This is a genomic window from Herbiconiux sp. (genome assembly GCF_023264895.1).
GTDB lineage: Bacteria > Actinomycetota > Actinomycetes > Actinomycetales > Microbacteriaceae > Herbiconiux.
Window position 1 is genome coordinate 1 of record NZ_JAHFUY010000109.1, and the last position, 14,005, is coordinate 14,005.

The 14,005-nt window shown below is 71.2% G+C and carries 8 protein-coding genes, 1 tRNA gene and 1 pseudogene; 5 read left to right on the forward strand and 5 right to left on the reverse strand.

Translation table 11 applies throughout. The features are described 5' to 3' along the window. Both Q0D57_RS17020 and dacB read left to right on the forward strand, forming a co-directional pair. A partial coding sequence (locus tag Q0D57_RS17020) for a serine hydrolase domain-containing protein (RefSeq protein WP_291046268.1) occupies positions 1-807 on the forward strand: 807 nt, incomplete at its 5' end. Continuing rightward, the gene (dacB, locus tag Q0D57_RS17025) at positions 804-2,426 is read left to right on the forward strand and encodes a D-alanyl-D-alanine carboxypeptidase/D-alanyl-D-alanine-endopeptidase (RefSeq protein ID WP_291046270.1); all 1,623 of its coding nucleotides are present in this window, start codon (positions 804-806) and stop codon (positions 2,424-2,426) included. The genes Q0D57_RS17020 and dacB, both read left to right, overlap by 4 nt. 39 nt (positions 2,427-2,465) lie before the next feature. Here the strand turns inward: dacB and Q0D57_RS17030 are convergent, their stop codons facing one another. Both Q0D57_RS17030 and Q0D57_RS17035 read right to left on the reverse strand, forming a co-directional pair. After that, on the reverse strand, positions 2,466-3,146 hold the full coding sequence (locus tag Q0D57_RS17030) for a response regulator transcription factor (RefSeq protein ID WP_291046272.1): 681 nt from the start codon (positions 3,144-3,146) through the stop codon (positions 2,466-2,468). Continuing rightward, positions 3,134-4,879, reverse strand: a complete 1,746-nt coding sequence (locus Q0D57_RS17035; protein ID WP_291046274.1) for a histidine kinase — start codon at positions 4,877-4,879, stop codon at positions 3,134-3,136. Before Q0D57_RS17035 ends, Q0D57_RS17030 begins: the two co-directional genes overlap by 13 nt. Positions 4,880-5,071: 192 nt before the next feature. On the opposite strand from Q0D57_RS17035, the gene phoA reads away from it, so the two are divergent. Next, positions 5,072-6,985, forward strand: a complete 1,914-nt coding sequence (gene phoA / locus Q0D57_RS17040) for an alkaline phosphatase (RefSeq protein ID WP_291046276.1) — start codon at positions 5,072-5,074, stop codon at positions 6,983-6,985. A 226-nt stretch (positions 6,986-7,211) separates the two neighbouring features. Here phoA and Q0D57_RS17045 read toward each other — a convergent pair. The 3 genes from Q0D57_RS17045 to Q0D57_RS17055 all read right to left on the reverse strand — a co-directional run bounded on the left by Q0D57_RS17045 (position 7,212) and on the right by Q0D57_RS17055 (position 11,590). Continuing rightward, positions 7,212-7,285: transfer RNA gene (locus Q0D57_RS17045), tRNA-Met, on the reverse strand. Positions 7,286-7,333: 48 nt separating this feature from the next. Then, complete coding sequence (locus tag Q0D57_RS17050; protein WP_291046278.1) at positions 7,334-10,273, reverse strand: UPF0182 family protein; 2,940 nt, start codon at positions 10,271-10,273, stop codon at positions 7,334-7,336. Positions 10,274-10,390: 117 nt separating this feature from the next. Then, on the reverse strand, positions 10,391-11,590 hold the full coding sequence (locus tag Q0D57_RS17055; protein ID WP_291046281.1) for a S16 family serine protease: 1,200 nt from the start codon (positions 11,588-11,590) through the stop codon (positions 10,391-10,393). A 217-nt stretch (positions 11,591-11,807) separates the two neighbouring features. Between Q0D57_RS17055 and Q0D57_RS17060 the strand changes: the two genes are divergently transcribed. Both Q0D57_RS17060 and Q0D57_RS17065 read left to right on the forward strand, forming a co-directional pair. Continuing rightward, on the forward strand, positions 11,808-13,211 hold the full coding sequence (locus Q0D57_RS17060) for a zinc-dependent metalloprotease (RefSeq protein ID WP_291046283.1): 1,404 nt from the start codon (positions 11,808-11,810) through the stop codon (positions 13,209-13,211). A 103-nt stretch (positions 13,212-13,314) separates the two neighbouring features. Further along, positions 13,315-14,005 (forward strand): annotated as a pseudogene (locus Q0D57_RS17065) (hypothetical protein); the annotation flags it as partial.

Consider the following 14,005-nt stretch of genomic DNA (forward strand, 5'->3'; position numbering starts at 1 on the left):
CTCGCCGACGAGGGCGCCCTCAGCCTCGACGACACCCTCGACCAGTACGTCGAGGGCGTCACGGGCGGCGACGAGATCACCCTGCTCGAGCTCGCGAACATGTCCAGCGGCAACGCCGACTACGTCAATGAGGCGTTCGTGACCGACTGGCAGGCCGACCCCGACCGCATCTTCACCCTCAGCGAGCTGAACAGCTACGTGAAGGGCCTTCCCGCCGAGTTCGCGCCCGGCACCGAGTACATCTACACCAACGCGAACACGAACCTGCTCGGCGGGGTGATCGAGGCGGTCACCGGCAAGCCCTACGCCGAGGTGCTCGACGAGCGCATCCTGCAGCCCCTCGGACAGACCGGCACCACCTACATCACGGATGTGACCGACTGGGCCGATCCGCATCCCATCGGCTACCTGCCGCACGACGGCGCCCTGGTGGGCCAGGACGAGAACCCCTCCATCCTCGGCGCCGCCGGCTCGTTGTTCTCCACGCTCGACGACGGGCGGGTGTGGGCCGAGACGCTCGGCACCGGCGCCCTGCTCCAGCCCGAGACGCAGGAGCTCCGGCAGATCGGCCATCCCATCCCGAAGCCGCCCTACGACCGCTACGCCGTGGGCATGGGCGAGACGAACGGCTGGCTGGGCCACAACGGCGAGGGGATCGGCTTCACCGCCGCGACCTTCCATGACCCCGAGACAGGAGCGAGCATCGTCGTGTACATGAACGAATCCGATCTGCCCGACAAGACGCATCCGGCCGACACGGCCTTCCGCGCCCTCGCCGAGGTGCTCGCGAACGGAGCGGGCGCATGAGCCGCGCAGCAGTCGCCCGGGGCCTGAGCGTGCTCGCCGTGGCGGCCGCCACCGCTCTCGTCGCCGGCTGCACGGGCGGCGCCCCGGTCGGCACGACGAGCACCCCCGGCAGCGGCGGGGCGCTCTCCAGCGTCCCCGGTCTTCCGGATGCGGCACTCGAGGTCATGAACCAGCCGCAGTACGCGAGCGGCCGGTGGGCGATCTCGGTGGCGGATCTCGACACCGGTGAGACGCTGATCGACCTCGACGGCGACAAGCTCGCCGAGCCCGGTTCGTTCGTGAAGACCTACAGCGCGGGCGCGGCCTGGGTGAAGTGGGGCCCGGAGCACACGGTCACGACCCCCGTGAAGCAGTCGGGCGAGGTCGCGGGCGGCACGCTCACGGGAGACCTGATCCTGGTCGGCCAGGGCGACCTCACCATGGGCGGGCGCACGAAGGCCGACGGCACGGTCGACTTCACGAACCTCGACCACAACGACGCCAACCCGCTCCCGGGTGCCACGCTCACGCCGGAGGATCCGCTCACCGGGCTCGACGACCTGGCCGCCCAGGTGCGGGCCTCGGGCATCACGGCCGTGCAGGGCGACGTGGTGGTCGATGACCGCCTGTTCTCGGGCGAGCTGCAGGGCAAGCCCGTCACACCGACGGTGATCAACCAGAACCTCCTCGACGTGCTGATCACCCCGGGCACGGCCGGCGAGCCCGCGACCGCGGCGCTCACCCCCGCCGTCGCCCCGTGGAAGCTCGACAACCAGGTGCAGACCGTCGCCGCGGGTGAGAAGACAGCAATCACCGCGCCCAAGCCCTCCCCCGGCGACCCGAACACCCTCGTCATCACCGGCACCATCGCCGAGGGCGACGACCCCTCGCTCAAGGTCTACGAGTTCGAGGACACGGCGTCCTTCGCCCGCACAGCCCTGATCGAGGCGCTCGGACGAGCCGGGGTCACCGTGTCGGCGAGCCCCGTGGCTGCGAACGCCGCCGGTTCCCTGCCCGATTCCGCTGCGGTCGCAGCCCTGCCCGCAGTCGCAGAGCTCGAGTCGCTGCCCCTCGGCGAGGAGATCACGTACGTCATGAAGATCAGCTACAACCGTGGCGCGCAGACCCTGATGTGCCGCCTCTCGGCGGACGCCGGCGAGCCGGACTGCGGCCCCGAGAACGGCATGGGCATGGGAGTGGCCGGAGAGAGCTGGGCCGACGCCGGCCTCGACGTCCTGGGCGCCTCGCTGATCGACGGCTCGGGTCTCGAGGGCAACTACATCACTCCGGCCAATGCGGTCCAGATCCAGAGCATCCTGGCTGCCCGACCGGATGCCGAGCGGTGGCGGGACACGATGCCCATCCTCGGTGTCGACGGATCCCTCGCCGCGGTGCAGACCGACAGTCCCGCGGCAGGGAAGGTGTTCGCCAAGACCGGCACGCTCGTGGGCGGCGACGACTTCAACGGCCGGGTGCGGATCGGCACCAAGACCCTCGGCGGGGTCATGGAGACCGAGGGCGGCCGTAACCTCGCCTTCACGATCATCGTCAACCAGGCCTTCTACCCCGCCATGAGCGGCGTCTTCGAGGCCAATGACGACGTGGGAGCGGTGGCCGCCGCCATCCAGCAGGCCTACTGAGACCCGGGCTGCTCTGACCCGGGCCTGCTCTGCCCCGGGCTACTGAGACCCGCCGGCGGGTGCCGCGGTGCCGGCATCCGCCAGGTAGCGGATGACGGCGAGCACCCGGCGGTGGTCGTCGGCCGCCACCGGCAGGCCGAATGTGTCGTAGATCTTCGAGGTGTGCTGCACCACGGCCTTCTCCGAGGTCCCGAGCCGCGCCGCGATGTGGGCGTTGCTCCGCCCCTCCGCCATCAGCCCGAGCACCTCGAGCTGGCGCGGGGTGAGGTCGCCGACGGGCCCTCGGGTCTTGCTGGCGCGCGAGACGAGCACCGCCACCACGTCGGGGTCGAGGGCCGTGCCCCCGGCCTGCACCCGCCGCAGGTCTTCGGTGAAGGTGCGCACGTCGGCGATCCGCTGCTTGAGCAGGTAGCCCACTCCACCGTCGCGCGGCTCGAGCAGCTCGGTCGCGTAGCGCCGCTGCACATGCTGCGAGAGCACCATGACGGCGACGCCCGGGTGCGAGCGGCGGATGCGCAGGGCGGCCACGAGGCCCTCGTCGGTGTGGGTGGGCGGCATGCGGATGTCGGTCACCACGAGGTCGGGCTCGAGGCGCGCGACCTCGAGCTCGAGCTCGACCGCCGTGCCCACCGCCGCGACGACCTCGATGCCCTCGTTCTCCAGCAGGTGCACGAGTCCCTCGCGCAGCAGCACCTCGTCTTCGCCGATCACGACGCGCATGGCAGCTCCACTCTCAGTTCGGTCCCGGCTCCCGCCGGGGAGATCAGCTCGAAGGCTCCGCCGAGAGCGTCGACGCGGTCGGTGAGCCCCTTGAGGCCCGATCCGTTCTCCACCCGCGCTCCCCCGCGCCCGTCGTCGCTCACGCCCACCCGCAGCACGCCCTCGGAGCGCGCGAGCGAGACCCGCACGGTGCGCGCGCCGGAGTGCTTCACGGCGTTCGTGAGGGCTTCGGCGACGATCAGGTAGGCGGAGCGCGCCGTCGCCGGATCCAGAGCGCGGTCGTCGACGTCGCTCACCAGGGTCGCCGGGATGTCGAGCCGGTCGACGAGGTCCTCGGTCGCGGCGGTCAGGCCGCGCTCCACGAGCGCCGAGGGCAGCACGGCGTGCACGAGACGGCGGAGATCGGCGGCGGCCGCATCGATGCGCGAGCGCAGTGCGGTGGCCGCGGCCGCGGTCGAGGGCGGTGCGTCCTGGGAGTTGGCGATCTGCTGGGCCTCGAGCGCGAGCAGCACGAGCTGCACCTGGAGGCCGTCGTGCAGGTCGCGGGCGATGCGGCCCCGCTCGCGGTCGGCGGCCTCCACGATCCGCAGCCGCGAGAGCTGCAGCGCCTCGTTGCTCGCCACGAGCGCCGCCGTGAGCCGCTCCCGGTCGAGCGCGATGGCGAGCACCCGTCCGGCCCGGCGCACGGCCTCCGGATCGGTGAGCATGCGGCCGTCGTAGCCGATCGCGCCCACGAGACGCGACTCCACGCGCACCTCCTGCCACAGCCGCGGTGGCGCCTGCTCGCGCTCGGCCACCTCGGCGCCCGCGGAGTCGAGGAAGACCCCTCTCTCCTCCGACCAGTACGCCACTCGCAGCGAGTCGTCTCCGAGCGACCGGGCGAGGGCCTGGGCGACCGAGGCGCCCGTGGAGCCCGCGTTCCCGAGCCACGCGCTGAGCGCATCCGCCTCGGCCGTCTGGGCGAAGCCGCCGCGCAGCACGCCCAGCAGGAAGGCGATCGGGATGCCGGCGAGCACGATCAGCTGGGTCCCGCCGATCACCACGCCGTCGGCGCCGAGGAGCGTGAGCACGTTCGCCGAGACCGGGATGAGCACGACGGCGAGGATGCCGTACAGGTAGAGCGGGAGCAGCACGCGCACGTTCTGCGGATCGGCCGACCGCAGCCGCCTGATCAGGAAGACGGCCGTCGCCACCATGACCCCGAGGCCCACCGTGCTCTGCACCACGGTGGCGACGGAGAGCAGTGCGGACTGGTCGGCGGGCAGGAGGTAGAGCGGCATCTGCAGGAGGAGGGTCACCCCGTAGCCCGTGGCGACCGTCGCGACCGAGAAGGCGCCGTGCAGCCGGCCGGAGGGGAAGGCGTGCAGGAGGTGCACGGTCACGGCGAGGATGAAGGTGGCGAACACGGTGCTGATCTCCGTGAGCACCGGCAGCCCCAGGTTGCCGGCCCCGCCCACGAACACCGCCACGGCGCCGGCGAGCAGCAGACCGCCCGTGCCGCTCATCGGCCGTCGCCACCAGGCGATCACACCGGCGGCGGTCCAGATGGCGTAGACGGCGGTGAAGGCGGCCGGTATCCAGAACGGCACCGGCGCGACGGCCCCCACGGCGAGCTGGAGCCCCCCGCACACGACGGCGAACACCGCGAGGAGGATGAGGGCGGGCCGGAGCGCGTCGGCCCGCACGGCGCGCAGCCGCACACCGCCGGCGCCCTTGTCGGTCGATCGGATCACGCTGCTCGGGTCACCACAGCGCGAGCCTAGGGGGCGGTGGAGCACCGCGGAAGAGACCTGGGTCCAGGTGCACGGCACGGCGGTCGTCTCCGCGCGCCCCGTCCGGGGGGGCATCTCGTCTCCACCGGCGCTTCACTCCGCCGACGCGCCCCGTTCACGCGGCGTTCCCGCAGCGGGCGTGGGCTGAGCAGCATGACACCCACTTCTCACACCGGTCGCGCGAGGCGCGCCCCGCTCGTGCTCTCCGCCGCGCTCCTCGTCGTGGCGAGCATCAGCATCCCCTCCACGGCCTTCGCCGCCGGCGACGACCTCTCCGTGAACGGCGGAGCCCAGCGCAACGACGGCGACAAGACGGCCCTGCTCCGCGACTCGATCGTCGACGGCCCCGCCAAGAACGTCATCCTGCTGATCGGCGACGGCATGGGCGACTCCGAGATCACGATCGCGCGCAACTACGAGTACGGAGCCGCCGGTGAGCTCCCCGGCATCGACGCGCTGCCGCTGACCGGCCAGTACACGACCTATTCGCTCTACCGCGACGGCGCGAACAAGGGCAAGCCCGACGCCGTTCCGGATTCCGCGGCGACCGGATCGGCGTGGGCCACCGGCACGAAGACCTTCGACAACGCCATCTCGGTCGACATCGACGGCAACCCCCAGGACACGCTCGTGGAGATCGCGAAGGCCAACGGCCTGAAGACGGGCAACGTGTCGACGTCCGAGATCCAGGATGCGACGCCGGCCGTGCAGGCGGCCCACGTCGACGCCCGCAGCTGCTACGGCCCCGACAGCGCCTCGTGCGGTGACGACGCCCTCGCGGCAGGCGGCCTCGGTTCGATCAGCGAGCAGCTGCTCGACACCAGGGCCGACGTCACCCTCGGCGGCGGCGCGACGAGCTTCGGGCAGACGGCGAAGGCCGGCCAGTGGAACGGTCAGACGCTCTTCGCCCAGGCGGAGGACCGCGGCTACCAGATCGTCGACGACGGCGCGGCTCTCGCCGCCGTCGCGACAGCCGACCAGTCGCAGCCCGTGCTCGGCCTGTTCACCCCCGGCAACTTCCCCACCCGTTTCGCGCCCTCCGTGGCGACCGTGGGCGGCGCCGATCTGCCGGCGGTGACCTGCGAGCCGAACCCCGACCGTCTCGGCACCGACCTCTCGCTCGCCTCCCTCACGAACAAGGCGATCGATCTGCTCGACACGGGCGACGAGGGCTTCTTCCTGCAGGTCGAGGGCGCCTCGATCGACAAGCAGGACCACGCCGCGAACGCCTGCGGCCAGATCGGTGAGACCATCGACCTCGACGAGGCCGTGCAGGCCGCACTCGCCTTCGCCGAGGCCGATGGCAACACGCTCGTGATCGTGACCGCCGACCACGCCCACACCAGCCAGATCGTCGACTCCACCCCGCCCACCAGCCTGAGCACCGCGCTCACGACGGCCGACGGCACCACGATGAAGGTCTCCTACGGCACGGCCGCAGCCGGTGGCTCTCAGCAGCACACCGGATCGCAGCTGCGCATCGCGGGCTACGGACCGGGCGCCGCCCAGGTCGTGGGGCTCACGGACCAGACCGACAACTTCTTCACCATGGCGGACGCGCTGCAGCTCGAGCGCGACACGGCCGTCTTCAGCGCGGAGGCGACCGGGACCCTGACGCCGACCACCGTGCAGCCGGGTGGCGATCTGGTGCTGGATGCGGCCGGCTTCGGCGGCGACCGTCAGATCGACGCCGTCGTCGAGGGCGAAGCGGAAGGACTCGGCAGCCACGACCTCATCGACGGCAGCACGCGCTACGAGTTCACCGCTCCTGCTGAGGAAGGCGCGCACACGGTGACCCTCACGGGCCGCCAGAGCGGCAAGGTCGTCGAGGTGCCGTTCACCGTCGCAGCCGACGCCCCCGCCACCCCCAGCCCGGCACCCACCCCGCCGGCGGCGCCCGCGCCCGACGGCGGTGCAGGAGGCGACGCGGGCTCGGCCGGTTCCGGTGCCTCGGTGCTCGGCTCGACCGGCGCCGTCGTGGCCCCGGTGCTCACCGTCGGAGCCCTGCTCCTCGCCGCCGGCGCCTACCTCTTCGCCCGCCAGCGACGTCGCCAGCACGCCGCCTGACGCCCCCCGAGAAACGAGAGAAGGCCCGGTCGCGATGACCGGGCCTTCTCTGTATTTGTTGCTTTTCTGTTGCGGGGACAGGATTTGACTCCCCACCGAGCCCTCCAAGCGCCGCGGACGGCGCTCGGAGCCTCCGCTCGGCGTGGGCCCACGAGGAGCGTCGCGTCCGGGCTCCGCAACGCAAAAGAGGTGGGCCCGGTCGATGACCGGGCCCACCTCTTCTTCGTTGCGGGGACAGGATTTGAACCTGCGACCTCTGGGTTATGAGCCCAGCGAGCTACCGAACTGCTCCACCCCGCGGCACAAGAAGCTAACTTAGCATGCGCCGCGAGGTGGTGCAACCACGGATCAGTCGGAGGCGGCGATCGCCTGCTCGATGGCGGTCTGCAGACGCTCGTCGGCCTCGCCGTAGGCGGTCCAGTCGCCGGCCTTGAGAGCCGCCTCGCGCTCGGCCAGGGCCGTCTGCGCCGCCGTCAGTGCGGCCACGAGCTCCGGCGATCCGGTGATCGGGGCCGTGGGCGCGGGAGTTGTTCCCGTGCCGCCGCCGTCGTCGGTTCCGCCCTCGCCGTCCGGATCGGACACCACCGGATCGGAGCCGTCGACCGGCGTCACGTCGGTGTCGCCCGCCTGCGCTCCCGAGTCGCCGTCGAACAAGGCGTCGAGCGCCCCGTCGAGGGTGCTCTCGAACGCGATCTTGTTTCCGAACGACACGAGCACGCGCTGCAGCAGCGGGAAGCTCGTCTCACCGCGGGACTGCACGTAGACCGGCTGCACGTAGAGCAGGCCTCCGCCGACGGGCAGCGTCAGCAGGTTCCCACTGATCACCTGGCTCTCACCCTGTCGCAGCAGGTTGAGCGCCGACGACACCGCCGGATCGGACGAGAAGCTGTTCTGCACCTGGCCCGGGCCGGGGATCGTGTCGTCCTTCGGCAGCGTCAGGAGCCTGAGCGCACCGTAGTCCTCCGACTTCGCCCCCGCCGCGTCTCCCGCATTCGAGTCCACCGCGAGGTAGCCCGTGAGCACGCTTCGAGACGTATCCGCACCCTGCTGAGTGAGCGGGATGAAGGTCGAGTACAGCGAGTACGACGGGGAGTCCTGCGACGGCATCTGCAGCGTGAGGTAGTACGGCGGCTGCAGGGTGGGGTTCGAGGGCGGAGCGGTCGGGTCGTTGGGCGTCGTCCAGGCGTCCTCCTGCGAGTAGAAGGAGCCGGCATCCGTCACGTGGTACTGGCCGAGGATCGAGCGCTGCACCTTGAAGAGGTCGGCGGGGTAGCGCACGTGGCTCATCAGGTCGCCGCTCATCTCGTCGATCGACTTGAGCGTCGACGGGTAGATCTTCTGCCAGGTCTCCAGCAGCGGATCCGTCTCGTCCCACGCGTAGAGCGTGACCGAGCCGTCGTAGGCGTCGACCGTGGCCTTCACCGAGTTGCGGATGTAGTTGATGTCGTCGACCGGATACGCCGGCGTGGGCGTGTAGGTGTCGGCGATCGACTCGCTGAGCGACTGCACCCGCGAGTACGGGTAGTTCGCCGAGGTCGTGTAGCCGTCGACGATCCAGACGACCTTGCCGTCGACGACCGACGGGTAGGGGTCGGAGTCGATCGTGAGGTACGGCGCGACCTTCGAGACGCGCTCGGCGGGATCGCGGTCGTAGAGGATCTGCGAGTCGTCGTTGACGGCATCCGAGAGGAAGATCTGCTCGGACTGGAACTTCAGCGCGTAGACGAGCCGCTTGAAGATGTTGTCGAGCTTGGGCCCGCCGTCGCCCTCGAAGGTCGTGTAGGTCTGCGACGCGCCGTCCTCTCCGGACGGGTAGTCGAGCTCGATGTTGGGCGAGCCCTCGGGGCCGCCCACGATCGAGTAGGCCGGCGAGTCCTCGCCGAAGTAGATCCGCGGCTCGAAGTCGCCGAGCTCGCCGACGGTCGGGATGCCCGACTCGAGGAACACGGGCTGCCCGTCGCCCGAGCGCTGGTTGCCGTAGGCGGCGACCACGCCGTAGCCGTGGGTGTAGACGACGGTCTGGTTGTACCAGGTGGCCGAGGAGCCCAGGGCGTCGATGTCGATGTCGCGCACGGTGACCACGGCATCCTGCACCTGGCCGTCGATGTTGTAGCGGTCGACGTCGAGCTGCGGCGGGAACTGGTAGTACTGCCGGAACTGCTGCAGCTGCTGGAACGACCGCGTCACGAGGGCGGGGTCGAGGATGCGGATGTTCGCCGTGGTCTCGGCGTCGTTCCGGAGCGCTCCGGCCTCGGCCGTGGTGGTGGCGTCGTAGGGGGTCTCCTCCACGTCGGCCACACCGTAGGCGTCGCGGGTCATGTCGATGTTGCGCTGGATGTACTCCTGCTCGAGCGTGCGCTCGGAGGGGTCGACCTGGAAGCGCTGCACGACCCAGGGCGCGAGCGAGCCGAGGATGAGGGCGATCACGACGAGGAGGGCGGTGGCGATGATCGGGAGGCGCCAGCGACCGATGACCGCCGCCACGATGAAGAGCACGGCCACGATGGCGGCGACCCCGGCGAGGATCTGGAGGCCCGGGATGGTGGCGTTGACGTCGGCATAGGACGCGCCCGTGATGAGGCCCGAGTTGTTGGCGAGCGTGGCGAACTGGTCGAGCCAGATGCTCACGGCCTGCAGCAGGAGGTAGAGCGCGGCGGTGATGGCCATCTGGATGCGCGCGACCTTCGAGATGCGCACCTCGCGCTGGCTGAACCGGATGGCGCCGTAGAGGTAGCTGGTGGCGATGCCCGCGAGGCCCGCCACGATCACGACGGCCGAGGCGAAGCCCACGACGCCGCGGAGGAAGGGCAGGTCGTAGATGTAGAACGAGATGTCCAGGCCGAACTGCGGGTCGGTCTGGCCGAACGCGGTGCGGTTGAGGTACTGCAGGGTGAGCTGCCAGCGCGAGGCGGTGGCGACACCGGCGAAGAGGCCGAGCACGGCGGGCACGCCGAAGGTCGCGAGGCGGCGGAGGGGCTCGATCACCTGCTGGTAGCGGTCGAGCTGCGAGTTGAGCTTGGCGTAGACCGGGCGGCGGCGGAAGGCGATCTCGATCGAGGCCCAGACGGGCAGCGCCATGGCGAGGAAGCCGATGACGAACATCACTCCCCCGGCGAGCCACTGCGTCGTCAGCACGCTCAGGAAGCCCAGCTGGTCGTACCAGAGGATCTCGGTGTACAGGGTGCTGAAGACGAAGAAGAGAATCGCCAGGACGACCACGATCGCGATGGCTATCGCGAGAGTGACTCTCGATCGTCGTGCGGGCTTCTCGGCTGTTTGCGAAGTCACGTGTGCCTCTGGGTCGCTGTGCTGTGTCCATCAATCCTAGACACCTGAATCCTAGGGAGGGGTCGCTGAGAGACCGCTGTCGGCGAACAGTGCACTGCCTGCGGACGGCAGGGGGGGCTAGGAGCCCGCCACGACCGCCTCGCAGGTCGGCAGGGCGCTCGTGTCGCCGCCGTCGGCGATGGTCTCGACGGCGGCCATCGCCTCGTCGAGGGTCGCGACCGCGAACACCCGGATGCCGTCGGGCACGTGACCGACGACCTCGCCGCAGTTCGTGGCCGGCGCGAGGAACCAGTCGGCTCCGGCGTCGCGGGCACCGAAGAGCTTCTGCCGGATGCCGCCGATGGGGCCGACCGTGCCGGCGTCGTCGATCGTGCCGGTGCCGGCGATGTTCTCGCCCCCGTTGAGCTCGCCGGGCGTGAGCTTGTCGATGATCCCGAGCGCGAACATCATGCCGGCGCTCGGCCCGCCCACGTCGTTCAGCTGGATCACCACGTCGAAGGGGAACTCGTAGCCGTAGCTCACGCCGATGCCGATGACCGGGTCGGTGGAGCCGGGGGCGAGGCGGGGTGTGACCTCGATGCTCCGCGCGTCGTCGGTGGGCTCGCCGGTCTCGGGGTCGTCGGCCGACCGCACCACGAGGGTCGCGGGCGAATCCGCACCGTTCGCGGCGAGCTCCGCCTTGAGCTCCTCGATGCCGTCGACCGCGACGCCGTTGACCGACTCGATCACGTCACCGGTCTCGAGCACTCCCGCAGCCGCGCCGTCCTCCGTCACGCCGGCGACCGTCACCTCGCGGGTGTACTCGATCCCCTGCTGGCCGAGGGCGGCGGCGATGGCCTCGGTCTGGCTGTCGACCATGAGCGCCGCGTTCTGCTCGTTGCGCTGCTCGGTGCTCACGCTCGGCGGGTAGATGAGGTCGATCGGCACGACCGCCTTGCTGGTGTCGAACCAGGCGGAGAAGATCTCGGCCCAGGACGGCCGCTGCTCCCTGGTGCCGCGCACCGAGACGGTGAGCATGTCGAGGGTGCCCGCCGTGGGGTAGGTCTCGGCGCCGTCGATCGAGATGAGGGGGACGTCCTCTCCGTCCTGCTCCTGTGTGCCGAGGGTGTCGTAGACCGGGCCCGGCTGCTCGATCGCGTAGGGCGCGGGCAGGAAGCTCATGACGAGGCCGAGCACGAGGGCGATGAGGAGCATGGTCCAGCCGGTGCGGGCACGGCGCGACGAGCGGGGGCGCGGCGGCTCGGGCTCGACGGCGCGGAACGGGAGGCCGTCTGGGCGCTCGTCGGGAGACTCCACCGGGGGTGGGAACAGGGTCACGGGGTCCTCTCGCTGCGAACGGGCGCCTCCGCGGTGACGGGTCGGCGCCCGGCGGTGCCGGTGTTCGCCACGGGCGCACGGCCGAGCGGTCAAGCTTATGCGAAAACCCAGCCTGGGCGGTGGGCCAGCCGTTAGCGTAGAAGCACTGTCTGACAGCGCGCATGGAACGTGCTCGGAGCCGACCCGGTGCCCGCTGTCGCCAACGAGGAGGAACACCGTGAGCGACCAGCCCCGCGACGATTCGGAGGACGAGTTCCGCGACATGCTGCGCGCGTTCCTGTCCGGCAACTCCGAGATCGACCCCTCCAAACTCGCGAGCGCTGCGGGTCTCCCCTCCGATCCGGCCGCCGTGCAGCAGCTCATGGCGCAGCTCCAGAACGCCATGCAGGCCTCGGCCGACGGAGTCAACTGGGATGCCGCACGCACCCAGGCCGAGCAGATCGCCGGCACCGCTAGCCTCGCCGTGACCGACCAGACCAGGGCGGCGCTCGACCAGGCGCTGCACGTGGCCACGCTGTGGCTCGACGAGGTCACCTCGCTCTCGGACTCCGCGGTCGCCCCGCGCCTGCTCACCCGCGCCGAGTGGGCGACGGCCACCATCCCGGTCTGGACCCAGCTCGCCGAGCCCGTGGCCGTGAGCATCTCGGATGCGCTCACCTCGGTGCTCCGCGACCAGGCGCCGGAGGAGATGGCCGGCATGATCGCCGGCGCCAGCCAGATGATGCGCAATCTCGGCGGCACCCTCTTCGCCATGCAGCTCGGCCAGATCGTCGGTCAGCTCTCCAAGGAGGTCGTCTCCGGCGGCGACGTCGGCATCCCCCTGCTCGAGGAGGGCCAGGCGGCGCTCGTGCCGCAGAACATCGCCGAGTTCGGCGATGGCCTCGACATCCCCGTCGAGGAGGTGCAGCTCTACCTCGCCATCCGCGAGCTCGCCCACGCCCGCCTCTTCCGGCACGCGCGCTGGCTGCGGCTGCACGTCATCTCGTCGATCACCGAGTTCGCGAAGGGCATCACGATCGACACCGAGCGGCTCGAGGAGCTCGCCTCCGGCTTCGATCCCTCCAACCCCGAGGAGCTCCGCGACGCCATGGCCTCGGGTGCCCTCATCCCGCCTAAGACCGAACAGCAGCTGCACGCCCTCGCGCGGCTCGAGACCACCCTCGCCCTGATCGAGGGCTGGGTCGACGTGGTGACCGCCCAGGCCTCGAGCCGGCTGCCGCGCTGGAACGCGATCGCCGAGACCGTGCGCCGCCGCCGCGCCACCGGCGGGCCCGCCGAATCGGCCTTCGGGTCGCTCATCGGGCTCGAGCTCCGGCCGCGCCGCCTCCGCGACGCCGCAGCTCTGTGGCAGCAAGTCACGGATGCGGTGGGCCAGGAGAAGAGGGACGCGCTGTGGTCGCACCCCGACCTGGTGCCGACGTCGGCAGATCTCGACGAGCCGGGCGCTCTCGTGGCGCGGCTGCTCGCCCCGGCTCCGGAGCCGGACGAGATGGACCAGGCGCTCGAAGACCTGCTGCGCTCCGAGGAGTCGAAGGGGACGGACTCGTCGTCGGACTCCTCGCCCTCATCGTCGGACTCCTCGCCCTCGTCCGACGACGAGGATCAGCCGCCGGCGGTCTGATCACGGCTCCTCCACTCCTCCACCGGCGCTCGTCGATGGAGGAGTGGGCGCTCCTCCTGTGGAGAACTGCTCCGGGCCGTGACCGGTGGTGCAGGATGCCGGGATGGCGCTCCGACTGAACCCCGATCATCCGCTCGTCTGGCGCACGCCGGGCGCTCTGCAGTTCGGCGTGGAGGAGCCCCTCCTCCGGCTCGAGACCGTCGACGACGCGCACGAGACGGTGCTGGGGCTGACCGCCGCCGGGGTGTCGCGCCCGGTGCTCGGTGCGCTCGCCTCGGCGAGGCGGATCGGGGCCGGCCGGGTCGACGAGATCCTCGGCGAGCTTCGGCCGGTGCTGGGTGATCCGCTGCCACCGGATCCGCTTCGCGGTCGCCGGGTGGCGCTCGACGGGCACGGTGCGGCGGCGACTGCCGTGGCGCGCCTGCTCGGGCAGCTCGGCGCCTCCGTGCAGCCCGCGGCCGGCGCGCTCGACGAGCCGCGGGTCGCGGATCCGGAGGGGCAGCCCGGCTCACCCGCGGAGCCGGCGGCGGAACTGGTGGTGGAGCCGGTGGTGGAGCTGGCGGTGGTGCTGTCGCACTACGCCACCGTGCCGCGGCGGGTCGCTCGCTGGCTCCGGGCCGACGTGCCCCACCTGCTCGTGGAGTTCGGCGACCGGTCGATCAGGGTGGGGCCCGTGGTCGTGCCGGGGCGGGGACCGTGCGCGATGTGCCTCGAGCTCTCGCGGCTCGACCTCGACCCGGCGTGGCCGGCCATAGCCACGCAGGCGGCCCGTCGCACGGCGCCGTCGGCCGATC

Coding starts and splice junctions, on each gene's coding strand:
- dacB (WP_291046270.1), top strand. CDS start 804: ATGAGCCGCGCAGCAGTCGCCCGGGGCCTGAGCGTGCTCGCCGTGGCG.
- Q0D57_RS17030 (WP_291046272.1), bottom strand. CDS start 3,146: ATGCGCGTCGTGATCGGCGAAGACGAGGTGCTGCTGCGCGAGGGACTC.
- phoA (WP_291046276.1), top strand. CDS start 5,072: ATGACACCCACTTCTCACACCGGTCGCGCGAGGCGCGCCCCGCTCGTG.